The sequence below is a fragment of the Amycolatopsis sp. MtRt-6 genome, assembly GCF_017308975.1.
In the GTDB taxonomy this organism is placed as follows: domain Bacteria; phylum Actinomycetota; class Actinomycetes; order Mycobacteriales; family Pseudonocardiaceae; genus Amycolatopsis.
In genome coordinates this window covers 156,823-182,118 of sequence record NZ_JADWPD010000008.1, presented here as the reverse complement: position 1 = coordinate 182,118, position 25,296 = coordinate 156,823, and the positions used below count along the sequence as shown (strand labels likewise).

26 protein-coding genes are annotated in these 25,296 nt (G+C 72.2%); 15 read left to right on the top strand and 11 right to left on the bottom strand.

Annotated features, from left to right (window positions below; all coding sequences use genetic code 11):
* The first annotated feature begins 137 nt into the window (after positions 1-137).
* From fmt to I4Q55_RS16345, 3 genes are read left to right on the top strand one after another with little or no spacing between them, the layout of a single operon-like run.
* A complete protein-coding gene (gene fmt, locus I4Q55_RS16355; RefSeq protein ID WP_206788700.1) occupies positions 138-1,064 on the top strand; it encodes a methionyl-tRNA formyltransferase in 927 nt (308 codons plus the stop codon).
* Positions 1,061-2,485 carry an RsmB/NOP family class I SAM-dependent RNA methyltransferase gene (locus I4Q55_RS16350; protein WP_206788699.1) on the top strand — a complete coding sequence of 475 codons (1,425 nt, stop codon included), beginning with the start codon at positions 1,061-1,063 and terminating at the stop codon, positions 2,483-2,485. The genes fmt and I4Q55_RS16350 overlap by 4 nt, the downstream gene beginning before the upstream one ends.
* Before the next feature lie 10 nt (positions 2,486-2,495).
* The gene (locus I4Q55_RS16345; RefSeq protein WP_206788698.1) at positions 2,496-2,993 is read left to right on the top strand and encodes a flavoprotein; all 498 of its coding nucleotides are present in this window, start codon (positions 2,496-2,498) and stop codon (positions 2,991-2,993) included.
* Here the strand turns inward: I4Q55_RS16345 and I4Q55_RS16340 are convergent.
* From I4Q55_RS16340 to I4Q55_RS16330, 3 genes are all read right to left on the bottom strand, one after another.
* Positions 2,982-4,088, bottom strand: a complete 1,107-nt coding sequence (locus I4Q55_RS16340; protein ID WP_206788697.1) for a serine hydrolase — start codon at positions 4,086-4,088, stop codon at positions 2,982-2,984. The genes I4Q55_RS16345 and I4Q55_RS16340 overlap by 12 nt on opposite strands.
* Positions 4,089-4,198: 110 nt before the next feature.
* Positions 4,199-4,861, bottom strand: a complete 663-nt coding sequence (locus tag I4Q55_RS16335) for a response regulator transcription factor (RefSeq protein ID WP_206788696.1) — start codon at positions 4,859-4,861, stop codon at positions 4,199-4,201.
* Positions 4,858-6,057 (bottom strand): sensor histidine kinase, encoded by a 1,200-nt coding sequence (locus tag I4Q55_RS16330; RefSeq protein ID WP_206788695.1) that lies wholly within the window; start codon positions 6,055-6,057, stop codon positions 4,858-4,860. Before I4Q55_RS16330 ends, I4Q55_RS16335 begins: the two co-directional genes overlap by 4 nt.
* Positions 6,058-6,179: 122 nt before the next feature.
* Between I4Q55_RS16330 and rpe the strand changes: the two genes are divergently transcribed.
* From rpe to I4Q55_RS16305, 5 genes are all read left to right on the top strand, one after another.
* Positions 6,180-6,851: a ribulose-phosphate 3-epimerase gene (rpe, locus tag I4Q55_RS16325; RefSeq protein ID WP_206788878.1), complete on the top strand. Its 672-nt coding sequence runs from the start codon at positions 6,180-6,182 to the stop codon at positions 6,849-6,851.
* A 79-nt stretch (positions 6,852-6,930) separates the two neighbouring features.
* Positions 6,931-7,560, top strand: coding sequence for a riboflavin synthase (locus I4Q55_RS16320; RefSeq protein WP_206788694.1), 630 nt, complete (start codon positions 6,931-6,933; stop codon positions 7,558-7,560).
* On the top strand, positions 7,557-8,885 hold the full coding sequence (locus I4Q55_RS16315) for a bifunctional 3,4-dihydroxy-2-butanone-4-phosphate synthase/GTP cyclohydrolase II (RefSeq protein WP_242546088.1): 1,329 nt from the start codon (positions 7,557-7,559) through the stop codon (positions 8,883-8,885). Before I4Q55_RS16320 ends, I4Q55_RS16315 begins: the two co-directional genes overlap by 4 nt.
* Positions 8,882-9,388, top strand: coding sequence for a 6,7-dimethyl-8-ribityllumazine synthase (ribH, locus tag I4Q55_RS16310; RefSeq protein ID WP_206788693.1), 507 nt, complete (start codon positions 8,882-8,884; stop codon positions 9,386-9,388). Before I4Q55_RS16315 ends, ribH begins: the two co-directional genes overlap by 4 nt.
* Positions 9,385-9,828, top strand: coding sequence for a PH domain-containing protein (locus tag I4Q55_RS16305; RefSeq protein ID WP_206788692.1), 444 nt, complete (start codon positions 9,385-9,387; stop codon positions 9,826-9,828). The genes ribH and I4Q55_RS16305 overlap by 4 nt, the downstream gene beginning before the upstream one ends.
* Positions 9,829-9,855: 27 nt before the next feature.
* On the opposite strand, the gene I4Q55_RS16300 is transcribed toward I4Q55_RS16305, so the two are convergent.
* Both I4Q55_RS16300 and I4Q55_RS16295 read right to left on the bottom strand, forming a co-directional pair.
* Complete coding sequence (locus I4Q55_RS16300) at positions 9,856-10,635, bottom strand: exodeoxyribonuclease III (protein WP_206788690.1); 780 nt, start codon at positions 10,633-10,635, stop codon at positions 9,856-9,858.
* Positions 10,636-10,706: 71 nt separating this feature from the next.
* Entirely contained in the window at positions 10,707-11,429 is a 723-nt protein-coding gene (locus I4Q55_RS16295) for a trypsin-like serine protease (protein WP_206788688.1), read from the bottom strand.
* 220 nt (positions 11,430-11,649) lie between these two features.
* Here I4Q55_RS16295 and uvrC point away from each other — a divergent pair, with 220 nt between their 5' ends.
* Genes uvrC through whiA form a run of 4 tightly spaced genes read left to right on the top strand, consistent with a single transcriptional unit; the run spans position 11,650 to position 16,480 of the window.
* Positions 11,650-13,599, top strand: a complete 1,950-nt coding sequence (gene uvrC, locus I4Q55_RS16290) for an excinuclease ABC subunit UvrC (RefSeq protein ID WP_206788686.1) — start codon at positions 11,650-11,652, stop codon at positions 13,597-13,599.
* A gap of 43 nt (positions 13,600-13,642) precedes the next feature.
* On the top strand, positions 13,643-14,500 hold the full coding sequence (gene rapZ / locus I4Q55_RS16285; protein ID WP_003101350.1) for an RNase adapter RapZ: 858 nt from the start codon (positions 13,643-13,645) through the stop codon (positions 14,498-14,500).
* A 1-nt stretch (position 14,501) separates the two neighbouring features.
* A complete protein-coding gene (yvcK, locus tag I4Q55_RS16280; protein WP_206788685.1) occupies positions 14,502-15,488 on the top strand; it encodes a uridine diphosphate-N-acetylglucosamine-binding protein YvcK in 987 nt (328 codons plus the stop codon).
* On the top strand, positions 15,488-16,480 hold the full coding sequence (whiA, locus tag I4Q55_RS16275; protein WP_043788299.1) for a DNA-binding protein WhiA: 993 nt from the start codon (positions 15,488-15,490) through the stop codon (positions 16,478-16,480). The genes yvcK and whiA overlap by 1 nt, the downstream gene beginning before the upstream one ends.
* A 52-nt stretch (positions 16,481-16,532) precedes the next feature.
* On the opposite strand, the gene I4Q55_RS16270 is transcribed toward whiA, so the two are convergent.
* Positions 16,533-16,997, bottom strand: coding sequence for a hypothetical protein (locus I4Q55_RS16270; protein ID WP_242546086.1), 465 nt, complete (start codon positions 16,995-16,997; stop codon positions 16,533-16,535).
* A 242-nt stretch (positions 16,998-17,239) separates the two neighbouring features.
* Between I4Q55_RS16270 and I4Q55_RS16265 the strand changes: the two genes are divergently transcribed.
* Entirely contained in the window at positions 17,240-18,199 is a 960-nt protein-coding gene (locus I4Q55_RS16265) for a glucosyl-3-phosphoglycerate synthase (protein ID WP_206788684.1), read from the top strand.
* Here I4Q55_RS16265 and I4Q55_RS16260 read toward each other — a convergent pair.
* Positions 18,149-19,045: a sterol desaturase family protein gene (locus I4Q55_RS16260; protein ID WP_206788681.1), complete on the bottom strand. Its 897-nt coding sequence runs from the start codon at positions 19,043-19,045 to the stop codon at positions 18,149-18,151. The genes I4Q55_RS16265 and I4Q55_RS16260 overlap by 51 nt on opposite strands.
* Positions 19,046-19,115: 70 nt before the next feature.
* Between I4Q55_RS16260 and I4Q55_RS16255 the strand changes: the two genes are divergently transcribed.
* Positions 19,116-19,724 (top strand): TetR/AcrR family transcriptional regulator, encoded by a 609-nt coding sequence (locus I4Q55_RS16255; RefSeq protein WP_307793219.1) that lies wholly within the window; start codon positions 19,116-19,118, stop codon positions 19,722-19,724.
* A gap of 143 nt (positions 19,725-19,867) precedes the next feature.
* Here the strand turns inward: I4Q55_RS16255 and I4Q55_RS16250 are convergent, their stop codons facing one another.
* Positions 19,868-20,467 carry a hypothetical protein gene (locus I4Q55_RS16250; protein WP_242546085.1) on the bottom strand — a complete coding sequence of 200 codons (600 nt, stop codon included), beginning with the start codon at positions 20,465-20,467 and terminating at the stop codon, positions 19,868-19,870.
* Between the two features lie 163 nt (positions 20,468-20,630).
* Between I4Q55_RS16250 and I4Q55_RS16245 the strand changes: the two genes are divergently transcribed.
* A complete protein-coding gene (locus tag I4Q55_RS16245; protein WP_206788679.1) occupies positions 20,631-20,999 on the top strand; it encodes a hypothetical protein in 369 nt (122 codons plus the stop codon).
* 48 nt (positions 21,000-21,047) lie between these two features.
* On the opposite strand, the gene I4Q55_RS16240 is transcribed toward I4Q55_RS16245, so the two are convergent.
* The 3 genes from I4Q55_RS16240 to I4Q55_RS16230 form a co-directional block, all read right to left on the bottom strand.
* A complete protein-coding gene (locus I4Q55_RS16240; protein WP_206788676.1) occupies positions 21,048-23,612 on the bottom strand; it encodes a PQQ-dependent sugar dehydrogenase in 2,565 nt (854 codons plus the stop codon).
* A 305-nt stretch (positions 23,613-23,917) separates the two neighbouring features.
* Positions 23,918-24,748, bottom strand: a complete 831-nt coding sequence (locus I4Q55_RS16235; protein WP_206788674.1) for a coproporphyrinogen III oxidase — start codon at positions 24,746-24,748, stop codon at positions 23,918-23,920.
* 38 nt (positions 24,749-24,786) lie between these two features.
* Positions 24,787-25,224 (bottom strand): PPOX class F420-dependent oxidoreductase, encoded by a 438-nt coding sequence (locus I4Q55_RS16230; protein WP_206788672.1) that lies wholly within the window; start codon positions 25,222-25,224, stop codon positions 24,787-24,789.
* Between the last annotated feature and the right edge of the window lie 72 nt (positions 25,225-25,296).

The window sequence follows — 25,296 nt, the reverse complement described above, 5'->3', positions numbered from 1 at the left end:
AAAACCCCGGCAGAGCAGCCCGGCCGAGCGGCCGATCGGCACATCGGGGCACTGGCGCGCCCGGCCGGCGGCCGCCTTCTAGACTCGGGCTCGATGTTCCAGCCACCTGAAACCCTGCTTCCGCCGGGGGTGGGTCGATGAAGCTCGTCTTCGCCGGCACTCCCGACCCGGCGGTTCCCGCCCTGCGCGCCCTGCTCGATTCCGGGCGGCACGAGGTCGTTGCCGTCGTCACGCGGCCCGATGCGCAGGCCGGGCGCGGCCGGCGCGTTGTCCGGTCGCCCGTCGGTGCCCTTGCCGACGAACACGGCATCGAGGTCCTGACGCCGGCCCGCGCCGGTGATCCGGCCTTCCTCGCGCGGCTTGCCGAGCTCGCGCCCGATGCCTGCCCGGTCGTCGCCTACGGGGCCCTGCTGCCGCAGGCCGCCCTCGACATCCCGCGGCTGGGCTGGGTGAACCTGCACTTCTCGCTGCTGCCCGCGTGGCGGGGCGCCGCGCCCGTGCAGGCCGCGATCCGCGCCGGCGACGAGATCACCGGCGCCTCGACCTTCCGGATCGTCAAGGAACTCGACGCCGGCCCCGTCTACGGCGTCGTCACCGAGGCGATCGGGGCCACCGACACCGCCGGCGCGCTGCTCGGACGGCTCGCGGAGTCCGGGGCCAAGCTGCTGCTGTCCACCATGGACGGTCTGGCCGACGGCAGCCTCGTCGCGCGCGAACAGCCCGCCGAAGGCGTCAGCTACGCGCCGAAGGTGACCGTCGACGACGCGCGGGTGTCCTTCGCCGACCCGGCGTCGGCGGTCGACCGGCAGATCCGGTCGGTCAGCCCCGACCCGGGCGCGTGGGCGGAGTTCCGCGGGGAACGCCTCAAGCTCGGCCCGGTCACGGTGCTCGACGAACCCGGCCCGCCGCCGGGCGAGATCGTGGTCGAACGCAAACGGGTGCTGGTCGGGACGGCGACGAAGCCGCTGCGGCTCGGCGAAGTCCAGGCACCCGGCAAGAAACGGATGGCGGCCACCGACTGGGCGCGCGGAACAAGGATCGACCAGGGAGAGCGCCTCCGGTGAACGACCACAGGGAACGACGTCCGTCACGGCCGCAGCGGGGCCGCCCGGCACCGCGCAAGGAAGGGCCGCGCCGCCCGCCGGAGGTGGACCCCGCCCGGCAGGCCGCGTTCGACGTCCTCGCGGCCGTCCGGACGAAGGACGCGTACGCCAACCTCGTCCTGCCGGACCTGCTGCGCGAACGGCGGATCACCGGCCGGGACGCCGCGCTGGCCACCGAGCTCGCGTACGGCGCGTCGCGGGCGCAGGGCCTGCTCGACGCCGTCATCGAGGCCTGCGCCGAGCGGCCGCTCAAGCAGACCGACCCGGCGGTGCTCGACGCGCTGCGCCTCGGCGTCTACCAGCTGCTGCGCACGCGCATCCCCGAGCACGCCGCCGTGACGTCCACTGTGGACCTCGTGCGCGCCGAAGCCGGTTCGTGGGCCACGGGTTTCGCGAACGCGATCATGCGCAAGGTGTCCGAAAAGGACGAAGCGGCGTGGCTCGACGAGCTGGCGCCGGACGAGGCGGCCGACCCGATCGGCGCCTACGCGCTGCGCACCGCGCACCCGCGCTGGATCGCCCGCTCGTTCGCCGAAGCGCTGGGTGACAAGGGCGCCGGTCTCAAGGCCGCGCTGGAAGCCGACGACGCGCGCCCCGAGGTCCACCTCGTCGCGCGGCCCGGTGAGATCAGCGCCGACGAGCTCGCCGCGATCACCGGCGGCGACCCGGCGCCGTACTCCCCGTACGGCGTGCGCCTGCCCGCCGGCGCCGGCGACCCGGCGGACGCCGAGCCGGTCCGCGAGCGGCTGGCCGCGGTCCAGGACGAGGGCAGCCAGCTGTGCGCGGTCGCCGCGACGAAGGTGCCGCTCGACGGCTCGGACGAGCGCTGGCTCGACCTGTGCGCCGGCCCCGGCGGCAAGGCCGCGCTGCTCGGCGCGCTGGCGGCGTTGAGCGGGGCGACCGTCGACGCCGTGGAGAAGGCGCCCCACCGCGCGAAGCTCGTCGAGAAGGCCACGAGCGGGCTGCCGGTGAAGGTGCGCGTCGCCGACGGGCGCGAGAGCGGCCTGGAGCCGGGGTACGACCGGATCCTCGTCGACGCGCCGTGCAGCGGCCTCGGCGCGCTGCGGCGGCGGCCGGAGGCGCGCTGGCGGCGGCAGCCGTCCGACGTCGCGGACCTGACGAAGCTGCAGGGCGAGCTGATCACCGCGGCCTACGAGCTGCTGCGGCCCGGCGGCGCGCTGACCTACGTCGTCTGCTCGCCGCACCTGGCCGAAACCGAAGGCGTCTTCGCGGAGACGGCGCGGCGGCTGAAGGCCGAGGTGCTCGACGCGCGCGAGTACTTCCCCGGCGTCCCGGAGCTCGGTGACGGGCCGTACGTCCAGCTGTGGCCGCACCGCCACGGCACGGACGCGATGTTCTGCGCCGTGCTGCGCAAACCGTGACGGGCGAACCGTGAGGAACCTCGGGCTGGTCGCCGGCTCGTGCGGTGGACTGGACGTCCGGTTCGCCGCCGAGCTGGTGAAACCCGCCGCGGCCCGCGGCTGGCGCCCGGCGATCACGCTGACGCCGACGGCGATGCGCTGGCTGGAGTCGACCGGCGGCCTCGACGAGCTGGCCGCGCACACCGACCTGCCGGTCCGCAGCGTGTCGCGGCTGCCGGGCGAGCCGCGCCCGCACCCCGACCCCGGCGTGTTCCTCTTCGCGCCGGCCTCGGCCAACTCGGTGGCGAAGCTGGCACTCGGCATCGCGGACAACCAGGCCCTGACCGTGCTCGGCGACGTGCTCGGCGCGCCCGGGATCACGGTGGTGGTGGCGTACCAGATCCAGGACACCCGGGTGCACCACCCGGCGTGGCAGGGGCACCTCGACACCCTGGCGGGCGCCGGGGTGACCCTGCACCGGCTGGACGTCCGGCGGCCGTGGACCGAGGTGCTGGACCTACTTCCCTGAGCAGAACGCGGTGTCGAAAGCGGCCGCGAAGTGCTGGAAGGTGGCCTTCGGCAGCGGGTCCTGGTTCGCCACGAGCGTCACCCGGTGGTCGTTCGCCGCGGCGCCGGACATCGTCGTGAAGCCGGGGATCGACCCGCCGTGCCCCCACACCACCCCGCCGCAGGACAGCGGGATGCTGCCGAGCCCGAGGCCGTAGCCCGCGCCCGGGATGCCGCCCAGGTCGGCCGGGACGGTGCGCCGCATCTCCGTCAGCTCGGCCGGGCGCAGCAGCCGCCCGCCCAGCAGGGCGCCGTAGAACCGGTTCAGCTCGGCCGGTGTCGAGACCAGCCCGCCGCCGGCCCAGGCGATGGTGGCGTCGAAGTCGCTGAAGTCCACCAGCTGCCCGCCGATCGGGGTGTAGCCGACCGCGTGCGGCGCCGGCAGCCGCTCGTCGCCGCGGCGGGGGAGGTAGGTGCCGCGCAGGCCCAGCGGGCGGGCGATCCGCCGGGCGATCTCGCCGCTCAGGTCGTGCCCGGTGACGCGTTCGACGATCATCCCGGCCACGATGTAGTTGGTGTTGGAGTACGACCACTGCGCGCCGGGCGCGAACAACGGCGGGTGCTTCAGCGCCATCGCCACCAGCTCGGCGGGTTCGGCGCCGCGGTGGCGCAGGGTTTCCGGGTCGAGCCCGGCGAAGTCCAGCGTGTAGTTGTAGAGCCCGCTCGTGTGTTGCAGCAGGTGGCGCACGGTGATCCGCTCGTCCGGCAGAAGTCCCGGCAAGTACCGCGAAACCGGCGCGTCCAGCCGCACCCGCCCTTCGCCGGCGAGCTGCAGGACGACGGTGGCGACGAACGTCTTCGTGACGCTGCCCGCGCGGAACGAGCCGTTGCGGGGGAACGGTTTTCCGGTGGTGAGATCGCCGGTGCCGCTGCGCACGACCCGCGTCCGGCGGCCGTCCTGGATCACCGCCTCGGCGCCGGGCACGCCGTCCTGGGCGGTCAGCACGTCGAGCCGGTCCTGGACCGGGCTCGTGGCGGCGAGCGCCGGTGCCGCCGTGGTGGCGACGAGCAACGCGACGAGCGTGCCGGCGGTGACGACCCGCAATGACTTCCGCATGAAAACGAACCCCCTCGTGTCGGTCTCCGTTCACGCTAGGGATTCCGGGACGCCGGCGGGATGAGGCAAACCACAGAGTCTTCCTGCGGTAAACCTCACCCCCGTTCGGGTCAACGGCCGCCGACGTGGCCGGGCCGCACGACCCCGGCTTCGTAGGCGATGACCACCGCCTGGCTGCGGTTGCCGGCACCGAGCTTGGCGAAGATGTTGCCCACGTGGGTCTTCACCGTCTCCAGGCTGATCACCAGCGCCGCGGCTATGTCCTGGTTGGACAGTCCGGTCGCGATGAGCCGCAGCACCTCGGCTTCCCGGCGGGTGAGCGTCTTCGCCGCCCGTGCGTGCTCACCGCCGCCGGGAACCCGCCGGCTCACCAGCCGGCGGATCGCCTCCGGGAACAGCAGGGACTCCCCGGTGGCCACCGTCCGCACCGCGTGCGCGATCTCCTCCTTGCGCGCCCGCTTCAGCAGGAACCCGCTGGCCCCGGCCAGCAGCGCGTCGTGCACGTAGTCGTCGTTGTCGAACGTCGTGACGACGAGGATCTTCGGCGGCTCCGCCAGCGCCGCGAGCACCTGGCGGGTGGCCTCGATGCCGTCGGTCCCGGGCATCCGGACGTCCATCAGCACGACGTCCGGCCGGGTCCGCCGCACCGCTTCGAGGACCTCGCCGCCGTCGGCCGCCTCGCCGACCACCGGCAGGCCCTGCTGCTCCAGCAGCGCCCGGAGCCCGGTGCGGACCAGCGGCTCGTCGTCGGCGAGCAGCACCGTCGGCGTCACGCGCCCGCCCGCAGCGGGATCGTCGCGCGCAGCCGCCACTGCTGCCCGTCCGGCCCGGCGTCGAGCTCGCCGCGCAGGGCTTCGACGCGCTCGGCGAGCCCGGTCAGCCCGCGCCGCCCGGTCCGCGGCCCGTCGCCGGGCAGGGCGTTGACGACCGCGATGCCGAGGCGGTCCGGCCCGGCCTCGACCCGGACGTCGACCGCGCCCGGACCGGCGTGGCGCAACGCGTTGGTCAGGCCCTCCTGGACGATCCGGTATCCCTCGCGCGACACCGTGGCGGGCAGCGCGGCGACCGGCCCGGTGACGGCCAGGCGCACGTCGAGCCCGGCTTCGCGGGCCCGCACGGCGAGCACGTCCACCTCGGCGAGCGTGCGCGTCGGCGCTTTCGCGGCCGGCTCCTCGCGCAGCAGCCCCAGGACGTGGTCGAGGTCATCGAGGGCGCTTCGAGACGCTTCTTCGATCGTGCCGAGTGCGCGCCGGGCCTGTGCCGGGTCCGTCTCGACGAGATCGGCCGCGGCCGCCGCCTGGATCGTCGACGTCGTCAGCGTGTGCCCGATCGAGTCGTGCAGCTCCCGGGCCAGCCGGTTGCGCTGGGCGAGCACGGCCGACCGGCGTTCGGCCTGTGCCGTGCGTTCGGCGTCGGACGGGCCGAGCAGCGTTTCCGCGCCCGTCCGGAAGCCGTGGGTGGCGCCCGCGGTGAGGACCAGCGCGGCGAAGAGCAGGACGATGCCGAACGGGACCGTCCAGCCGCCGAGCGGGACGTCGTCCCAGAACAGGCTGATGGTGTCCTGGCCGCCGGCCAGCCAGACCGCGGGCACGAGCAGGCCCAGGCTCAGGAAGGCGAGCACGGTGAGCAGGACGCCGCTCAGCGCCGTGTGCAGGGCGAGCCACAGGCCCGAACGCAGCCGCGAACCGGCGTCGGGGCGGCCGGCCGGGGCCGGGATGGCCGTGCCGAGCAGGGCGTTCGCCAGGCCGATGCCGGCCCGCCGCACCGGTCCCAGCAGGCCCAGCAGCCCCATCAGCACCGCCACGGCGATCAGGGCGAGCAACGCCCGGACCCGGGAGTCGGCCTCGACGGACACGGCCGCGGCGAGCGCGAAGGGGGAGGCCGGCACCGTCAGGACGGCACCCGCGACGGCGAAGGGGAGGCTGCGGTAGCTGCCGATCCGCGCCAGGGACTGGAAGAATCCGGACATGGCGGCGAGCCTATGGCCGGCCGGGTCGCCTCCGCCTCCCGCTCCGGAGCCAGATCCTGGTCACAACCGGTTAGCGAGCGTTAGCGCCGTCCTCCTACACTCGGGACGTGGCAGACCGACCTTTGATCGCCCCCAGCATCCTCGCGGCGGACTTCGCCCGGCTCGGCGAGGAGATCGCCGCCGTGGCCGGCGGCGGGGAGACCCGCGCCGACTGGGTCCACGTCGACGTCATGGACGCGCACTTCGTGCCCAACCTGACCCTCGGCCTGCCCGTGGCCAAGGCCCTGATCGACAGCACCGACCTGCCGATCGACTGTCACCTGATGATCGACGACCCCGACCGCTGGGCGATCGGGTACGCCGAGGCCGGCGCCTACAACGTCACCGTGCACGCCGAGGCCGCCAAGGACCCGGTCGCGCTGGCGAAGAACCTGCGTGCCGCGGGCGCGAAGGCCGGTCTCTCGATCAAGCCGGGCACCGCGCTCGAGCCGTGGCTCGACGCGCTCAAGCACTACGACACGCTGCTGGTCATGTCGGTCGAGCCGGGCTTCGGCGGGCAGTCGTTCATCGCCGACGTCCTGACCAAGGTCCGCACCGCGCGGCGGCTGGTCGACACCGGGCACCTGAAGCTGATCGTCGAGATCGACGGCGGCATCAACACCGACACCATCGAGCAGGCCGCCGAGGCGGGCGTCGACTGCTTCGTCGCCGGGTCCGCCGTCTACGGCGCCGGCGACCCGGGCAAGGCGGTCGCCGCGCTGCGCGAACAGGCGGCCCGCGGCCGGGCCGGCTGACCCCGCGGCGGCACCGGAGAAGCCACCGGGCCGCGGCGGGTGTTGGATGGAAGGACCGGCTCACAAGGAGGCAGCGCACGTGTTCACCGGCATAGTCGAGGAGATCGGCGAAGTCACCGCGGTCGAGCAGCTGACGAACGCGGCCCGGCTGCGGGTCCGCGGCCCGCTGGTCACCAGCGACGCCGGGCACGGCGACTCGATCGCGGTCAGCGGGGTCTGCTTGACCGTCGTCGAGGTGACCGGCGGCGAGTTCACCGTCGACGTCGTGGACGAGACGCTGCAGCGGTCGAGTCTCGCCAAGGTGGCGGTCGGCGACCGGGTCAACCTCGAGCGCGCCACCCCGGCCGGCGGCCGGCTCGGCGGGCACATCATGCAGGGCCACGTCGACGGGACCGGCGTGTTCCTCGGCCGCGACGAGAACGGCGTCACGACGTTCGCGCTGCCGGCGCACCTGTCCCGGTACGTGGTCGAGAAGGGCTCCATCGCGGTCGACGGCGTTTCGCTGACGGTCGCGGCGATCGGCGGCGACCGGTTCTCGGTCGCGCTGATCCCCACCACCCTGGAGGTGACGACCCTCGGCCGCCGGGAGGCCGGCGACCTGGTCAACCTCGAGGTCGACGTGGTGGCGAAGTACGTGGAGAAGCTGGCCGAGGCCCACATCCGCGACCAGGTGCACAATCGCGACAGCGGCACGGAGGTGCGGTCATGAGTGAGACGAGCGCGGCAGAGCCCGAATCGGGCTGGACCCCGTGCGGCAGCGGAGCGGTGTTCGACGCCGACGCCATCGAGCGGGCGATCGCGGACATCGCGGCGGGCCGCCCGGTCGTCGTGGTCGACGACGAGGACCGCGAAAACGAGGGTGACCTCATCTTCGCCGCCGAGAAGGCGACGCCGGAGCTGCTGGCCTTCATGGTCCGCTACACCTCGGGCTACGTCTGCGTGGCGCTGACCGAGTCCGAAGCGGACCGGCTCGACCTGCCGCCGATGTACCACACGAACCAGGACGCGCGTGGCACCGCGTACAGCGTCACGGTCGACGCCGCCGAGGGCATCAGCACCGGCATCTCCGCCGCCGACCGCGCGCACACGATCCGGCTGCTCGCCGACCCGACGTCGTCGGCGAAGGACTTCCGCCGACCCGGGCACGTCGTCCCGCTGCGGGCCAAGGAGGGCGGCGTGCTGCGCCGCCCCGGGCACACCGAGGCGTCGGTCGACCTGGCCCGGATGGCCGGGCTCGCCCCGGCCGGCGTGCTCTGCGAGATCGTGTCGCAGAAGGACGAAGGCGACATGGCGCGCCGCGACGAGCTCGAGGTGTTCGCCGCCGACCACGACCTGGCGATCATCACCATCGCCGACCTGATCGCCTACCGCCGTCGCACCGAGAAGCAGGTCGAGCGGGTCGCCGAGGCCCGCATCCCGCTGGCCGCGGGCACGTTCCGCGCGGTCGGCTACGACTCGCTGCTCGACGGCATCGAGCACGTCGCGTTCGTCTACGGCGAGATCGGCGACGGCCAGGACATCCTGGTGCGCGTGCACTCCGAGTGCCTGACCGGCGACGTCTTCGGCTCGCTGCGCTGCGACTGCGGCCCGCAGCTGGAGGCGGCCCTGGAAGCGGTGGCCACCGAAGGCCGCGGCGTCGTGCTCTACATCCGCGGCCACGAGGGCCGCGGCATCGGCCTGCTGCACAAGCTGCAGGCCTACCAGCTGCAGGACGACGGCGCCGACACGGTGGACGCCAACCTCCAGCTCGGCGTCCCGGCCGACGCCCGCGACTACGGCACCGGCGCGCAGATCCTCTGCGACCTCGGCGTCCGCACCATGCGGCTGCTGTCGAACAACCCGGCCAAGCGGATCGGCCTCGAGGGCTACGGCCTGCGCGTCACCGGGCGCGTGCCGCTGCCGATCTCGCCGAACCCGGAGAACCTGCGCTACCTGCGGACCAAGCGCGACCGGATGGGCCACGACCTGGCCCAGCTGGAGCACTACGACCAGGTCGGCGCGCGCACCGAGCACACCGACGGAGGAGCACTGTGAGCGGCGAAGGCCGTCCCGACGTCAAGCTGGACCTCTCCGACTGCAAGTCGCTGAAGCTCGGCATCGTCGCCACCCGCTGGAACGCGGACATCACCGACGTCCTGCTGGAGCGGGCGCTGGTCGCGGCCCGCGAGGCGGAACTCGAGGAAGACCCGACGGTCGTCCACGTGGCCGGCGCGGTCGAGCTCCCGGTCGTGGCGCAGGCGCTGGCCCGCAACCACGACGCGGTGGTGGCGCTGGGCGTGGTCATCCGCGGCGGCACCCCGCACTTCGAGTACGTGTGCGACGCGGTGACGGCGGGCCTGACCAGGGTGGCGCTCGACGAGAGCACCCCGGTCGGCAACGGCGTCCTGACGTGCGACACGCACGAGCAGGCCGTCGACCGCTCGGGCCGTCCGGGGTCGAAGGAGGACAAGGGCTACGAGGCGACGGTGGCGGCCCTGGACTCCGCGCACGTGCTGCGGAGCCTGCGCCAGCCGTGGACCGAGCGGGGTTTCCAGTGAGCGTGGCGACTTCGCTGGTGATCCGCCCGCGCCGCGCGATGATCATGTGCAGCGTGCTGGCGGTGGCGCTGCTGGCGGCGTTCGTCGTGGTGGCGGTCCTGCTGCGCAACGGCGACACGGGCGTGCGGTTCCAGCGTTCCGACCAGGCGGCGATGGTGGGCATCGGCATCCTGCTGGCGTGCGGGGTGATGCTGTTCGCGATCGCCCGGGTGCGCGCGGACGCGGAGGGCATCGAGGTCCGCAACGTGCTGATCACCCGCCGGTTCGCGTGGAGCGAGGTGCTGTCGGTGAGCTTCCCGGACGGCGCGTCGTGGGCGCGGCTGGAGCTGCCGGACGACGAGTACCACGCGGTGATGGCGGTGCAGGCCGTGGACCGGGACCGGGCGGTGGAGGCGGTGCGGGCACTGCGGAAGCTGCACCGCGCTGCCACCGGCGGCTGACACCCGGCTTCTCAAGCGGCCGGGCGCTCAGAGGTCCAGGTCGACCACGATCGGGGCGTGGTCCGAAGGCCCCTTGCCCTTCCGCGCCTCCCGGTCCACGTACGAATCCGTGACGGCGGAAGCGAAAGCCTCGTTCCCGTACACCAGGTCGATGCGCATCCCCTTGTTGTTCGGGAAGTTCCCCGCCCGGTAGTCCCAGTACGTGAACGGGTGGTCGTACTTCAACGGCCGCGGGAACACGTCCGACAGCCCCAGCTTCCGCAGGCGTGCCAGGGCTTCGCGTTCCGCTGGGGTCACGTGCGTCGACTCCGCGAACGCCGCGATGTCCCAGACGTCCGCGTCCGTCGGGGCCACGTTGAAGTCGCCCAGCACCGCGAACGGGCCCGAAGAAGACAGCTCCGACGAAACCAGCGAGTGCAGCGACTCCAGCCACTCCAGCTTGTACCCGTAGTGCGGGTTGTCCGGCTCGCGCCCGTTCGGCACGTACACCGACCACACCCGCACCCCGCCGCAGGTGGCGCCCACCGCTCGCGCTTCCGAAGCCCCGTCGAACTGCGGCTCGCCCGGCAGCCCGCGCACCACGTCCGACAGACCCACCCGCGACACGATCCCCACGCCGTTCCAGCGGCCGAGCCCGTACGCCGCCACCTCGTACCCCAGCGCCTCGACCTCGGCCAGCGGGAACTTCTCCGTCGTGGTCTTCACCTCCTGCAGGCACAGCACGTCCGGTGCCGTCTTCTCCAGCCAGTCCAGCACGCGGGGCAGGCGGGGGACGATGGAGTTCACGTTCCAGGTGGCGATCCGCATGCCCGCGAGCATCCCACACGCCACCGACAAAACCGGGGCGGCGCCGAAGCGCCGCCCCGGCCGAGGAGAACTCAGATGCCCGACGTCGTCCGGATCCAGGTCCGGCTCGCGGCCACGCTCGCGTAGTTGTTCGTCCCGCGCGTGTTCGACCCGCTCTGGTTCTGGACCGTCGACGCGACGCCGACCTGCACGCCGTTGGCCACCTGCGGCCCGCCCGAGTCGCCCTTCCACGCCGAGCCGTTGACGCCGACGCTCTGGATCGCGCGGCCGCCGTAGGCGTCCGTGGAACGGCCCGTCACCTGGACGTTGGCCGTCTTCAGCGACGTCGCCGGCGGGCCGGTCGGGGTGGTGCGGCCCCAGCCGTAGATCTGGTTGGTGCTGCCGGTCGCCGGGTCCGAGCTGCCCAGCGAGATCGGCGAGGCGCTGGTCGCCGACGCCAGGTGCAGCAGCGCGATGTCGCCGCTGGGGGACTCGTACTTGCCGTCGACGGCGATCTTCGTGCCCGACAGCAGCGTGTTGCTGCCGACCCGGACGTACATCCCCGAGTTGTCCTCGTCGAGGCAGTGCACCGCGGTCAGCACCCAGCGCGAAGCGATGACCGTGCCCGAGCAGTTGAAGCCCTGGTAGTCACGGCCGGGCGTGTTGACGTACACCTGGGCACCCCAGGAGACCGTCGGGGCGGTGGTGCCGCCGACGATGTTCGGCTGGACGCCCGCGGAGGCGACCGCGCCGCCCGCGAGGGTCAGCGCGACGGCGGCCGCGGAAGCGGCACCGAGGAGACGGAGAGGGGTCACGGCGGTGATCCTTTCGGAGGGGGACCGAAGCGGCCGGTCGGAAAGTAACCACCGGGTCACCCGGGCGGACACCGACGAAGGTCGGAAACGGACGAACACCCTACTTCCGATGGGGCAGCCGGGGGCCCGCCGAAAACTGTCGGTGCCGACCCATAGTCCATCCATGCCCCCACCGCCACCCTCAACGGAGACGCTTCGCGCCACTGCATAGTCTGGAGGAGTGGCTGACCCGACCACCTACCGTCCCTCGCCGGGGAGCATCCCGGATGCCCCTGGCGTGTACAAATTCCGTGACGCGACCAAGCGGGTCATCTACGTCGGCAAGGCGAAAAGCCTCCGCAGCAGGCTGAACTCCTACTTCGCCGACCTCTCCGGCCTGCACCCGCGCACCCGGCAGATGGTCACCACGGCCGCGAGCGTCGAATGGACCGTCGTCACCACCGAGGTCGAGGCGCTCCAGCTCGAGTACAACTGGATCAAGGAGTTCGACCCCCGGTTCAACGTCCGCTACCGCGACGACAAGAGCTACCCGGTGCTCGCGGTGACGCTGAACGAGGAGTTCCCCCGCCTGCACGTCTACCGCGGCGCCCGCAAGAAGGGCGTCCGGTACTTCGGCCCGTACGCGCACGCGTGGGCCATCCGGGAGACGCTCGACCTGCTGCTGCGCGTCTTCCCGGCGCGCACCTGCTCGGCCGGGGTGTTCCGGCGTCACGGCCAGATCGGCAGGCCCTGCCTGCTCGGCTACATCGACAAGTGCTCGGCGCCGTGCGTGGGCCGGGTGTCGGCCGACGAACACCGCGACATCGTCGAGGACTTCTGCGACTTCCTCGCCGGCAAGACCGACGTCATGATCAAGCGCCTCGAAGCCGAGATGGCGGACGCCTCGGAAGAGCTCGAGTTCGAGCGCGCCGCCCGGCTGCGCGACGACCTCGGCGCGCTGCGCCGCGCCATGGAGAAGCAGGCGGTGGTGCTCGGCGACGGCACCGACGCCGACGTCGTCGCGTTCGCCCACGACGAGCTGGAAGCCGCCGTCCAGGTGTTCCACGTGCGCGGCGGCCGGGTCCGTGGCCAGCGCGGCTGGGTCATCGACAAGGCCGAGGAGATGGACGTCCCGGCCCTGGTCGACCACTTCCTCACCCAGTTCTACGGCGACGAGGCCGAGCTCGACGCCCGCGACGACGTCGACTCCGGCCCGGTCGTCCCGCGCGAGGTCCTGGTCCCCGAGCTGCCGGCGGACGCCGAGGCGGTCGCGGAGTGGCTCACCGGGCTGCGCGGCTCGCGGGTCCAGCTGCGGGTGCCGCAGCGCGGCGACAAGAAGGCGCTGGCCGAGACCGTGCAGCGCAACGCGGGCGAGGCGTTCACCCAGCACAAGCTGCGCCGCGCCGGCGACCTCACGGCCCGCTCGGCGGCGCTCACCGAGCTGCAGGAGTTCCTCGGCCTCGACACCGCGCCACTGCGCATCGAGTGCGTCGACATCAGCCACATCCAGGGCAGCGACGTCGTCGCGTCGCTGGTCGTGTTCGAAGACGGGCTCGCGCGCAAGTCGGAGTACCGGCGCTTCGCGCTGCGCGAGGCCGCCACCGAGGGCGACGTCGCCTCGATCGCCGAGGTCGTCCGGCGCCGCTTCTATCGCTACCTCAAGGAAACCACGGACGAGTCGAGCAAGCCCGGCCTCGACCCCGAAACCGGGCGGCCGAAGAAGTTCGCCTACCCGCCGAACCTGCTGGTCGTCGACGGTGCGGGGCCGCAGGCCACCGCGGCCGCCGACGTGCTGGCCGAGCTCGGCATCACCGACATCTCCGTGGTGGGGCTGGCCAAGCGGCTCGAAGAGGTCTGGCTGCCCGCCGACCCCGATCCGGTGATCCTGCCCCGGACGTCGGAGGGGCTGTACCTGCTGCAGCGGCTGCGTGACGAGGCTCACCGCTTCGCCATCGCCTACCACCGCGAGAAGCGCTCCAAGCGGCTGGTGACGTCCGAATTGGACAGTGTGCCCGGGCTGGGGCAGGCTCGCCGCACCGCGCTGATCAAGCACTTCGGCTCGGTGAAGAAGCTCAAGCAGGCCAGGATCGAAGAGATCGAGGCGGTGCCCGGCTTCGGCAGGCGCACCGCGGAGGCCGTGGTCGCCGCGCTGGCCGGGGAGACCGGCGCCGATCCGAAACCAGGGGAGTAAGGGAAAGACAGTGAGTGCGCAAGAGGAGATCCGCGGGTCCGGCATGGAGGTCGCGGTGGTGTCCGGGCTCTCCGGCGCGGGCCGCAGCACGGCGGCCAAGTGCCTGGAGGACCTGGGCTGGTTCGTCGTCGACAACCTGCCCCCGGAGCTGATCGCGACGATGGTCGAGCTGGGCGCGCAGGCGCGCGGCGCGATCACGAAGGTCGCGGTGGTGATGGACGTGCGCTCGCGCGCCTTCACCGACGACCTCGCCTCGGTGATCAAGGACCTCGACGCCCGCGGCTACAAGCCGCGCGTGCTGTTCCTGGAGGCGACCGACGCCGTGCTGGTGCGGCGCTTCGAGGCCGTCCGCCGCGGCCACCCGATGCAGGGCGACGGCCGGCTCGCCGACGGCATCACCGCGGAACGGACGCTGCTGGAGCCGCTGCGCGAAGAGGCCGACCTGGTGCTCGACACGTCGTCGCTGTCGGTGCACGACCTGCGCGCCAAGATCGAGGACGCCTTCGGCTCCGAAGCGAGCACCCAGACCCGCGTCACCGTGCTGTCCTTCGGCTACAAGTACGGCCTGCCGATGGACGCCGACCTGGTGATGGACGTCCGGTTCCTGCCCAACCCGTTCTGGATCCCGGAGCTGCGCGAGCACACCGGGCTCGACGGCGAGGTCCGCAACTACGTCCTCTCCCAGGAAGGCGCCGAGGAGTTCCTCGACCGCTACCACCAGCTGCTGCGGCTGATCGGCGCCGGCTACAAGCGCGAGGGCAAGCGGTACCTGACGCTGGCCGTGGGCTGCACCGGCGGCAAGCACCGCAGCGTGGCGCTGTCGGTGGAGCTCGCCCAGCGTCTGTCCAAAGAAGACGGTATGGCCGTGAAGGTGGTGCACCGCGACCTTGGTCGTGAATAACGTGCGCGCGGTCGCCCTCGGGGGCGGCCACGGGCTGCACGCCACGTTGTCCGCGGTGCGGCGGGTGACCCCCGACGTCACCGCGGTCGTGACCGTGGCCGACGACGGCGGATCGTCCGGCCGGCTCCGGCGCGAGCTCGGCCTGCTGCCGCCGGGCGACCTGCGGCAGGCGTTCGCCGCCTTCGCCGCGGAGGACGGCGGCACGCTCTGGGCCGAGGTCTTCCAGCACCGCTTCGGCGGCGACGGCGCACTGGCCGGGCACGCGGTCGGCAACCTGCTGCTGGCCGGGCTGTTCGAGGTGCTCGGCGACCCGGTCGCCGCGCTCGACGAGGCCTGCCGGCTGATGGGCGTCTCCGGCCGCGTGCTGCCGATGTCACCGGAGCCCCTGGAGATCGAGGGCGAGGTCAGCGGCCTCGACAGCGAGGACCCGGCGGCCCTGCGCACGATCCGCGGCCAGGTCGCGGTCGCCTCGACACCCGGCCAGGTGCGGCGCGTCAGCCTGCGCTCACCGGGCCGGTCCGGGCGCCCGCCGCTGGCGTGCGAAGCGGCGGTGGAAGCGGTGCTGAACGCCGACGTCGTGTTCCTCGGCCCGGGTTCGTGGTTCACCAGCGTCCTGCCGCACCTGCTCGTGCCGGGGCTCCACGACGCCCTCGTGCGGACGGCCGCGACGAAAGCGCTCGTGCTCAACCTTGTCCCCCAGCCGGGGGAAACCGCGGGATTCTCCCCGGAGCGCCATCTCGACGTACTCTTCGAGCACGCGCCCGATCTGCGGGTCGACGCGGTGATCGCGGACCGCGATTCCGTGCCCGACCCGGCGAATCTCCGCCGCGCGGCGCAGCGGCTGGGCGGCCGGGCACACCTGGGGGCGGTCGCCGACCCCGGAGTGCCGGGACGGCATGATCCTGATGCGCTCGCGTTGTGCATGCGGGAGGCTCTCGGTCTCGGCGGAGAGCACGGGGGAGGAGCGAAAGGCAGGGAGGGGCAGTAATGGCGATGACCGCCGCGGTGAAGGACGAGCTGAGCCGGCTGGAGATCACGAAGATCGGGCCGCGCCGGGCGGAGGTCGCGTCGCTGCTTCGCTTCGCCGGCGGGCTGCACATCGTGGCCGGCCGGGTGGTCGTGGAGGCGGAGCTCGACACGGGCTCGGTCGCACGACGGCTGCGCAAGGAGATCCACGAGCTGTACGGCCACCATTCGGACGTCCACGTGATCACCGCCAGCGGCGGGCTGCGCAAGGGCACCCGGTACGTCGTGCGCGTGGTGAAGGACGGCGAGGGCCTGGCCCGCCAGACCGGGCTGATCGACCAGCGCGGCCGCCCGGTGCGCGGGCTGCCGGCGGCCGTGGTGTCCGGCGGCGTGGCCGACGCGGAAGCGGCGTGGCGGGGCGCGTTCCTCGCGCACGGGTCGCTGACCGAGCCGGGCCGCTCGTCGTCGCTGGAGGTGACGTGCCCGGGCCCGGAGGCGGCGTTGGCCCTGGTGGGCGCGGCGCGCCGGATGGGCATCCAGGCGAAGTCCCGCGAGGTCCGCGGAGCGGATCGCGTGGTGGTCCGCGACGGCGACGCGATCGGCGCGCTGCTGACCCGCCTGGGCGCGCACGCGAGCGTCCTGCAGTGGGAAGAGCGCCGCATGCGCCGCGAGGTCCGCGCGACGGCGAACCGCCTGGCCAACTTCGACGACGCCAACCTGCGGCGTTCGGCCCGCGCGGCCGTGGCGGCGGCGGCCCGGGTCGAGCGCGCCCTGGAGATCCTCGGCGACACGGCCCCGGACCACCTCCTGGCGGCGGGCCGGCTCCGGCTGTCCAACCGCCAGGCGTCGCTGGAGGAACTGGGCCAGCTGTCGGACCCGCAGATGACGAAGGACGCGGTGGCGGGCCGCATCCGGCGGTTGCTGGCGATGGCGGACAAGCGGGCCAAGGACCTGAACATCCCGGACACCGAGTCGGCGGTCACCCCGGAGATGCTGGAAGAGGAAGACGCCTGAGGGCTCAGCGGCCGGGGCCGTGGTTCGGGCATTCGGCTTCGTGCTTCGCCCGCTAGACCGCGCGCATCGCGTCCTGCTGCCGCTGGAACTTGGCGTCGCGACGCGCTTGCCAGGGTGAAAGGGCCAGCCGGCGGGTGACCAGCAGCTGGTGGGGCGCGTAGTCGTCGCCGCTGCCGGTGACATCGAGGCCGGCGGCGGTGAGGATCTTCCGCATCGCCTCGGCCATCGCTTCGCCGATCGCGACCGCGAGTTTGCCGAACGCCGCGCACTCGGCACCTTCCTGGAGCGGGTCCTCGGCCAAGGCTTCCTTGCTCGCGTCCCAGAAGAGGGTGTGCTCCTGCCAGTCGACCGTCACGCCGCGAAGCTGCGGCACATCGGCGTGCACGATGGCGCCGACCGAGCCGGCCGGATCGTTGCCGGACAGAACCGGTAGGCCGGCCGCCAGCAACTCCTCCTGGACGATCGTGGCGAGAACGTCCAGGCGGAACCGCCGGTCGTTGTCGTCCGCAGTGGTCATGAACCCCCCTTTGCCGCAAGACGCGTGACGATATCCCGCAGCCACGGTTCCGCGATCGCGGGTTCCCGGGTCAGCCCGCGGACGAGCCGCTTCCACACCGCGGGGGAGCCTGGAGCGTGGGCCGTCGCCGGTCAGCCGGTTTAACGCGGCCCGCCATCTCGTAACACCCCGGTAGCACCGGGGAGCGGCCGCCGAAACGCGGGACCCCGAACCTCGGCAGGGAACGAGGGAAGGGGAAGCGCATGCTGCAGGTTTCGCCGGAAATCGGCACCTGGCTCACCCGGCGCAGCAGCAAGGCCGGGGACTGGACCGTCCGGGAGCTGGTCGCGGCCAAGCGCGGCACCACCGTGTCCGTCGTCATCCCGGCCCGCAACGAGGAAGCCACGGTCGGCGCGATCGTCGCGGCGATCCGGGACGAGCTGTACGGCGTGCTCGTCGACGAGATCCTCGTCGTCGACAGCCACTCCACCGACGCCACCGCCGAGGTGGCCGCCGCCGCGGGGGCGGCCGTCGTCGCGCAGGACGCCGTCTTCCCCGGGCTCGACGGGCTGGCCGGCAAGGGCGAAGCGCTGTGGAAGGGCGTCGCGGCGACGAGCGGCGATCTCGTCGTCTTCGTCGACGGCGACCTGTACGACTTCACCACGGACTACGTCACCGGGCTGCTCGGCCCGCTGCTCACCGACCCGACGGTCGCCTACGTCAAGGGCTTCTACCACCGCCCGCTCGGCACCGAGGCGGACGGCGGCGGCCGGGTCACCGAACTCGTCGCCCGGCCGCTGCTCAACATGTTCTGGCCGGAGCTGGCCGGGTTCGTCCAGCCGCTGGCCGGGGAATACGCGGGCCGCCGCGAAGTGCTGGAGAGCATCCCGTTCGTCGCGAACTACGGCGTCGAGGTCGGGCACCTCATCGACCTGCTGGAGCTGCGCGGCCTCGACGCCCTCGCCCAGGTCGACCTCGGCCACCGCGCGCACCGCCACCAGAGCACCCAGGCGCTGGGCCGGATGGCCGGGCAGATCATGCAGACGCTCTTCGACCGCCTGGAACGCCACGGCAGGCTGGTCACCGCGGCCCCGCCGGCGACGCTGCTCGCGCAGTTCCGGCGCGGGACGTCCCCCGGCGTCGAGCGCGAGATCGTGCTGACCGACCTCACCTCACCGCAGCGCCCGCCCCTGAACAGCCTGGCCCTGCGCGACATCGCGTAGCGCGGGCTGCCAGCCGGGCGGCCCGAACACGTACCCCGCGCGCTCGCGCCACGTCCGGGCCGCGCGCAGGTCACGCAGGATCGAGCCGTACTCGTGGAAGCCCACGCGCAGCAGGTTGTACGTCCCGATGTTCGTCGTCAGCCCGTACGTCGGCCGCGTGCCCTCCGGGACGAAACTGCCGAACATCCGGTCCCAGATGATCAGGATGCCGCCGTAGTTGGAATCGAGATACGCCTCGTCGCTGCCGTGGTGGACGCGGTGGTGGGACGGGGTGTTGAAGACGTACTCGAACCAGCGCGGGAGCTTGCCGACCTTCTCGGTGTGCACGAAGAACTGGTAGACGAGGTCGATCGACAGCCCGGTGAGGATCATCCACGGCGGGATCCCGCAGAGCGCCAGGACCGACCAGAACGGCAGCTGGAAGTACGGGGTCCACTTCTGGCGCAGCGCCGTCGAGAAGTTGTAGTGCTCGCTGGAGTGGTGGACCTGGTGGCCGGCCCAGAGCAGCCGCACGCGGTGGCTGGCCCGGTGGTAGGCGTAGAACACGAGTTCCTGGCCGAGCAGCATCAGCACCCACGTCCACCAGTCACGCGGGTCGAACTTGACCGGCGCCAGCTCGAACAGCGCCGCGAACACGACCAGCATCACCAGCCGGAACAGCGCGTTGACGCCGACCGCGACAGTGCCCATCAGCATGCTCGTGCGCGTGTCGGCGACGCTGTAGCCGACGACGTTGTCGTCGTGCCCGAGGACGTGCACCGCCACGATTTCGATCGTCACGAAGAGCAGGAACACCGGAATCGCGAACAGCACGGGGTCGCGCAGGTGTGCCAGGAACTCGGCCACGTTGCCTCCTCGGATCTGACCATGCGGTAACTTACCCTCGGGTCACTTTACGCACGGTAGGCTCTCGGGTGTGACGGAGTCAAGGCCGGTCGGCACCAAGGGCATGCCCCGCGAAGAGCGCGAGGCCCAGCTCGTCGTGGCCGGCACGGAGGAGTTCGGCCGCGCGGGCTACGCGGGTGCCTCGATGGTCGAGATCGCGCGCCGGGTCGGGGTCACCAAGCCGTTGCTGTACCAGTACTTCGGCTCGAAGGACGGGCTGTACCTGGCCTGCCTGCACCGCGCGGGCGGCCGGCTCACCGACGGCGTCGCGACGACGATGGCGGCGGGCGGCGAGCCCGACCAGATGCCGCTGAAGGTGCTCTCGGCGATCTTCACGACGTTCGACCACGACCGCTACGCGTGGCGCCTCCTGCGCGACCCCACGGTGCCGTCGACGGGTGACATCGCCGCGGCGGCCGCGGACTACCGCCGCCGCCTGGACGCGTTCGCCGTGCTCGGCGCCACGCAGCTGCTGACCTCGCGCGGCCTGGCCGACCCGGCGGACATCGAGGCGGTGGCCCAGGTGTGGACGGGCGTCGTCGACTCGCTGATCAGCTGGTGGATCGACCGCCCGGGCGAAGACGCCGACGCGATGACCGCCCGCTGCGCCCGGATCATGGGCGGCCTGTTCGGCTGGTGAGGCGGGGACCGGGGACCGGATCGCCGGGTGTCGGCGGGAGCGCCGGTGGCGAGGCCGCCGGGCCGGGTCGACGTGCGCGCCGCCGCACGTCGTTTCCGATGCCGGCGAGCCGCGAACCCCGGCAGCGAACGGCGGCGCGCCCCCTATTCGCGGAGCTGCCGCGCCCGCTCCTCGGCCCGCCGCCGGTGTTCCCGCAGGGCCGCGAGCTCCGCTTCGGTCACCGGCGGAGGCAGATCGCGCGCGAAACCGTGCCAGTAGGCCGCGATCGCGCTCGTTTCGCGGACGATCACGTCTTCGGCCGGTGGCGCGGGCCAGAACTGCAGCACGTAACTGTCCAGCGGGGGCTCGCCGCCGAGCCGGGTGTCGCGGTCGCGGCCCGCGTCCATCGCCGTGCCGCGGTAGCGGACGCGGTAGTCGCCCGGGGGCAGCTCGAGGTCCCACCAGTCCTCGCCGCCCCAGGTGACCAGCCTCGTCCGGCCTTCGACGTGGAAGGAGACCTCGACGACGTCCTCCCCGCCGTCGTCCGGCGGCTCCGCCGGGTGCACCTCGGCGGTGAAGCCGACCTCGCCGGTGTGCAGCCCGGTGATGAGGAACAGGGTGCCGGGCACCGCGGCGCCGCACAGCCCGTTGCGCTGCCCGGCGAAGCACGCCGTCAGGTCGCCGTCGAACGGCTCGCCGGCCTCGTCGTGGACGTAGATCTGTCCATAGTGGACGTGGACGTCGCCGTGGACCACGGTTCGCATGCGGTCAGCATGGCAGACCTCACCGACAGTTCCGGTTCGCCGCTGTTGCCCGTTCTGGCTGCCACGGAGAGTGCTCGTCGAAAATTCGTTGCTCGAATGGCGTAGCGAAACCACCCCGGTTCACGATTAATCTGGGAAGCCGTCGCGTCGAGAGGTCTGCCCCATGCCCGAACCAGCCGCATCCGTCCCGGCCGATCCCCGGCTCGCCGCGCGGTTCACCGAGGATCTGCTCGACGGGTGCCGGGTTCTCGCGAAGGATTTCGGCTACCGGCCCGCCCAGTTCGAACGCATGGTGCGCGAGCACGGTGGTGTCGAAGCGGCCCGGCTGCTGCTGCGCGGGGCCGGCACGGCGGGCGGGTTCACCGTGCTGTGGGAGAAGAACCAGCTCGGCCGCAGCTCCGAGGCGGTCATGCTCCGCGAGGAGTACGCCGAGCTGTTCACCCCCGACGAGCTCCTGCTGGCCCGCCGCCGGCTGGAGGAACACGGCTTCGACGTCGACGCGCACCTGCGCCGGATCGCCGGAACGGGCTGAGGGCGGCAGGGGTGACCGGCGCCGCTCCGGTCACCCCTGCCGCGGCTTTCAGGCGGCCGCGCTGGACTTGCCGCGCAGCACCACGTTCGCCGTCGACGCGCCCTTGATCGCCGTTTCGACCTGGGCCATCGTCGAGGACGACGTCAGCCCGGGCACGGTCGCGGTGTTCAGGGCGTAGAGCGTGAACGTGTACGGGTGGCTCGAACCGCCCGGGCAGGGGCCGAAGAACTTCTGCGCGTTCGCCCCGCTGCCCATCGCCTTCTGTTTCGCGCCACCCTGGTTCGGCACGGTGTACCCCGCGCCGAGCCCCTCCGGCAGCGACCGGGTGACCGCCGGGACGTCCCAGATCGCCCAGTGCAGCTTGGTGCCGCTGTTCGCGACGTCGGCGAACACGACGGCGTAGCCCTTCGCGCCGTCGGAAGCTCCCCACGCGAGCGGCGGCGACGGGTCCTGGCCCGCCGTGCCGTCCCCGGCGCAGGTGTACTTGTCCGGGATGGTGGCGTTGTCGGCGAAGGCGGAGCTGGTCAGCTTGAAGCCGCCGGGCGTGCTGCCGCCCGGGAACTTCAGCTGCACGATCACGTTGTCCAGCGCCGACGGCGTGCCGCCGTTCTTGTCGTTGTTCGTCGAGGTCAGCCAGAGCCCGCCGGCCGGGGTCCTGGTGACCGAGCGCAGCCGGCCCCAGCGGCCGGAGAACAGCGTCGACACCGTGCCGACGCCGGTGCCGGCGGCGTTGATCTGCGTGGCGAACAGCTGCTGCCCGGTGACGCCGGCGATGTAGATCCAGTCGTTGACGATCTCCAGCCCGCTCGGCCCGGCCTGCGACGTCGACCAGGTCTTCTTCGGCGCGAGGTAGCCGCCGCAGCTGCCCTGCGTGCCTTCGCAGCTGGGCCAGCCGAAGTTGCCGCCCTTCTGGATGAGGTTGAGCTCGTCCTGGCTGCTCTCGCCGAACTCCGCCGCCCACAGCTGGCCGCGGGAGTCCCAGGCCAGGCCCTGCGGGTTGCGGTGGCCGTAGCTCCAGACGTACCGCGCGTTGCCGCCGGTGGCGGAGAAGGGGTTGTCGCTCGGCGCCGAGCCGTCCGCGTTGAGGCGCAGGATCTTCCCGTTGAGCGAGCTCTTGTTCTGCGCGTTGTCGCTGTTCTTGGCGTCGCCGACCGTCGCGTACAGCTTGCCGTCGGGACCGAACTTGATCCGGCCACCGTTGTGGTAGCGGTTCTTCGCGATCCCGGTCAGCACCGGCGTCGACGTCGACGACAGCGTGGTGCCGTCGTAGGTCATCTTCACGATCCGGTTGTCGCCGGATGCCGTGTGGTAGAGGTAGATCGCGTGGTCGGACGTCCAGTTCGGCGAGATCGCCAGGCCGAGCAGGCCGCCTTCGCCGTTCGTGCCGACCGCGCCCGGCACCTTGCCCAGCGTGGTCTTCTGGCCGGACGGCGTGACGAGCAGGATCTCGAACCGGTCCCGCTCGGTCACCAGCGCGTTCCCGTTCGGCAGGAAGTCCACCGACCAGCCGAGGTCGACCTTCGCGATGTCCCGGTCGTACTCCGGGATGCCCCCGGCGCCGCCCGGCGCGCTGGTCTTCGCGGTGACGGCGTTGCTGGCGGCCGAGCTGTTGCCGTCGGGGTCGCGGGCCTTGACGGTGAAGGTGTAGGACGTGTTCGGCGCGAGGTTGGTGATCGTCGTGCTCAGTGACGTCGTGGTCGCGACCTTCGCGGCGCCCTGGTAGACGTCGTAGCCGGCGATGGTGCCGCCGTTGTCCGTGGAAGCGTTCCACGCCAGGGAGACGCTGTTCGCGGTGACGCCGGTGGAGCGCAGGTTGCCCGGCACGGTCGGCGGGGTGGTGTCGTCGCTCGGCGGCGTGGTGAAGGTGACCACGTTGCTCTGCTGCGACGGGTTGCCGGAGGCGTCGAACGCGCCGACCGAGATGTCGTAGGCGGTGTTCGGGGTCAGGTTGTCGACGGTCGCGCTCGTGGTGTTCCCGTCGACGGTCTTGAGGGTGTTGCCGCCGCGGTTGATCTCGTACCGGACGACGCCGACGTTGTCCGTCGCGGCCGTCCAGGTGAAGGTCGCCGCGGTGGGCAGGACATTGCTCGCCTTGAGGTTCGACGGCGGCGAGGGCGGTTCACCGTCGACCGGCGCGGTGAAGGTGTCGGTGAGCTTGTCGGCGTTCGGCCCGCCGGTGGCGGTGGTCGCGGTGGTGCGGACCTTGTTGACGCCGGCGGTGAGCTGCACGGTCGCGGTGACGGTCTGCCAGGTCGTCCACGCGCCGGTGGCGGGGAAGTCGAGGGTGCCCTTGTCGCCGCCGTCGACGGTCAGCTTCACCGGCCGGTTGCCGGTGGTTCCGTTGGCGTAGCGGAAGGTCAGCGTGTGCGTGCCCGCTTGCGCGGCGTTGACGGAGTATTCGACGTAGCTGCCGACGACGTTGTCGAAGTTGACGAAGCCGGTGCCGCTGTAGCCGGCGTGGTTCGATTCGACCGCGCCCTGGGAGATGGTGGCGTTCTCGGCTTCGTAGCCGGTGTCCGCGGCGAAAGCGGTTACCGGGCTGACCGCGGTGAGGCCGAGCGCCGCGACGGCGGTACCGGCCAGTACCGCGCGCCACGGTGGACGGGGTGCCACTGGGAGCCTCCTGCGTTGTCGGGGGACAGGGGGTGACCGGGGCGGAATGGTCGGCGGACCACCGGCGGCAATAGTTAGGAAAGTTTCCTATTTATGGGACAGATCACACACCTTCGGGGTGGGCTCTGTCAATACTCGACACGATGGGTTCCCACCGTGTCAACGGTTTCCCGCTCAGCGGGTCAGCCGCGTCCGGACGGCTCAGGTTGCCCAGCGCCCCAATGTGGCCTTGGTTGCGCTCAACGCACCGAAGGCCGCCTTGGGTGCGTTCAACGCACCGAAGGCCACATTGGGGCGCTTGCGGGTCAGCCGGCCGTCACCGGGGTTTCGGCCGCCCAGTCGCGCGGAACCAGGAACGACGCCAGCTCCGCCTCCGCGCTCCCCGGCTCGGGCGTGAACTCCGGCTCCCACCGCGCCAGCGGCGGCAGTGCCGCCAGGATCGCTTCGGCGTCCGCCTGTACCGCGGTCGCCGCGTCGTGGCCGAGGGTGAACTCGACGTACCTGCCGCGGCGGTAGAGCTGCCACTGCCGCTCGCGTTCGCCGTGTGGCCGGTCCTTCCGCCGTCGCACGATCGGGAAGTACGCCGGGGCGATCGCGGCGATGCCCGCCGCCGTGAACGCCGCCGAACGCCGCCAGCCGTCCGCGCCGGGCAGGCTCAGGTGGTCGAAGAGGATGCCGCCGATTCCGCGGGCTTCGCCGCGGTGGGGCAGCCGGAAGCGGTCGTCGCACGCCCGCTTCGCCTGCGCGTGGAACGCCGGGTCGAGCGTGTCGCAGTGGCTCTTGAGGACGCGGTGGAAGTGCGTCGCGTCCGAGGTGAAGCCGTAGCAGGGCAGGAGGTCGACGCTGCCGCCGAACCACCACGCGTCCGCGGCTTCGCGGTACCGGAAGTGCGCCTGGAAGGCCGGGACGTACGGGTTGCGCGGGTGCAGCACCACCGACAGCCCGGCCGCGAAGAACTCGCCGGAGAAGGCCGCGCTGACGACGGCGCGTTCGAAGACGTCACCGTTTTCGAGCAGCCTCGTGCGGCCGGACCGGCCGAAGCGCCCGCCGTCGAGGCGTTCCAGCTCGGCGACCAGCTCGCGCTGGCCCGCGCTGAAGATCGCCTTGACGGCGTCCCGTCTGTCTCCTGAAGGCATACCCCCACCCCCGGGGGCAGATTACCAGCGAAACGGGGTCAGCCGGCGATGTCGGCGCGGGCTATCACCCGAGTGATTTTCGCCCGGACGAGGGATTCTTCGGGGACGGCGTTGCGCTTGCCGTACGCCTCGGCCTGCTCGGCGCCCATGTAGCGGCCGCCCAGCTTCGTCGCCCACTCGAGCATCTCGTCGAGGTCGTGGGTGAGCCGTGCCTCGGCGGTGAACTGCACGTACGAATACGGCGGTTTCTGGTCGTCGACGGCGAGGGAAACGCGGCCGTCGCGGGCGATGGCCTTCCCTTTCAGCGTCTCGGTGCCCGTGGTGAAGATCAGCTCGTCACCGTCCGGGCCCTCGTTGAGCAGGAACCACACCGGGGTGACGATCGGCGAGCCGTCCTTCCTGACCAGGCCCAACATGCCGGTCCGGGTCCCCTCCGAAGCGAACTTCCACCACTCGTCTCGGCTCATCTCACGCATGAGAGGGACGTTAATGCAAACTCCGCGGCGCGTCAGCGCCACCTTTGAGGGTGGTGGTGGGGGCATGGATGG

What these genes read in the sequence shown, in the direction of transcription:
- I4Q55_RS16340 (WP_206788697.1), bottom strand. Translation starts at nt 4,088, where the DNA reads ATGCGGAAGTCATTGCGGGTCGTCACCGCCGGCACGCTCGTCGCGTTG.
- I4Q55_RS16270 (WP_242546086.1), bottom strand. Translation starts at nt 16,997, where the DNA reads ATGACCACTGCGGACGACAACGACCGGCGGTTCCGCCTGGACGTTCTC.
- fmt (WP_206788700.1), top strand. Translation starts at nt 138, where the DNA reads ATGAAGCTCGTCTTCGCCGGCACTCCCGACCCGGCGGTTCCCGCCCTG.
- I4Q55_RS16245 (WP_206788679.1), top strand. Translation starts at nt 20,631, where the DNA reads ATGCCCGAACCAGCCGCATCCGTCCCGGCCGATCCCCGGCTCGCCGCG.
- I4Q55_RS16265 (WP_206788684.1), top strand. Translation starts at nt 17,240, where the DNA reads ATGCTGCAGGTTTCGCCGGAAATCGGCACCTGGCTCACCCGGCGCAGC.
- I4Q55_RS16250 (WP_242546085.1), bottom strand. Translation starts at nt 20,467, where the DNA reads ATGCGAACCGTGGTCCACGGCGACGTCCACGTCCACTATGGACAGATC.
- I4Q55_RS16230 (WP_206788672.1), bottom strand. Translation starts at nt 25,224, where the DNA reads ATGCGTGAGATGAGCCGAGACGAGTGGTGGAAGTTCGCTTCGGAGGGG.
- I4Q55_RS16235 (WP_206788674.1), bottom strand. Translation starts at nt 24,748, where the DNA reads ATGCCTTCAGGAGACAGACGGGACGCCGTCAAGGCGATCTTCAGCGCG.
- I4Q55_RS16330 (WP_206788695.1), bottom strand. Translation starts at nt 6,057, where the DNA reads ATGTCCGGATTCTTCCAGTCCCTGGCGCGGATCGGCAGCTACCGCAGC.
- I4Q55_RS16315 (WP_242546088.1), top strand. Translation starts at nt 7,557, where the DNA reads ATGAGTGAGACGAGCGCGGCAGAGCCCGAATCGGGCTGGACCCCGTGC.
- I4Q55_RS16300 (WP_206788690.1), bottom strand. Translation starts at nt 10,635, where the DNA reads ATGCGGATCGCCACCTGGAACGTGAACTCCATCGTCCCCCGCCTGCCC.
- whiA (WP_043788299.1), top strand. Translation starts at nt 15,488, where the DNA reads ATGGCGATGACCGCCGCGGTGAAGGACGAGCTGAGCCGGCTGGAGATC.
- rapZ (WP_003101350.1), top strand. Translation starts at nt 13,643, where the DNA reads ATGGAGGTCGCGGTGGTGTCCGGGCTCTCCGGCGCGGGCCGCAGCACG.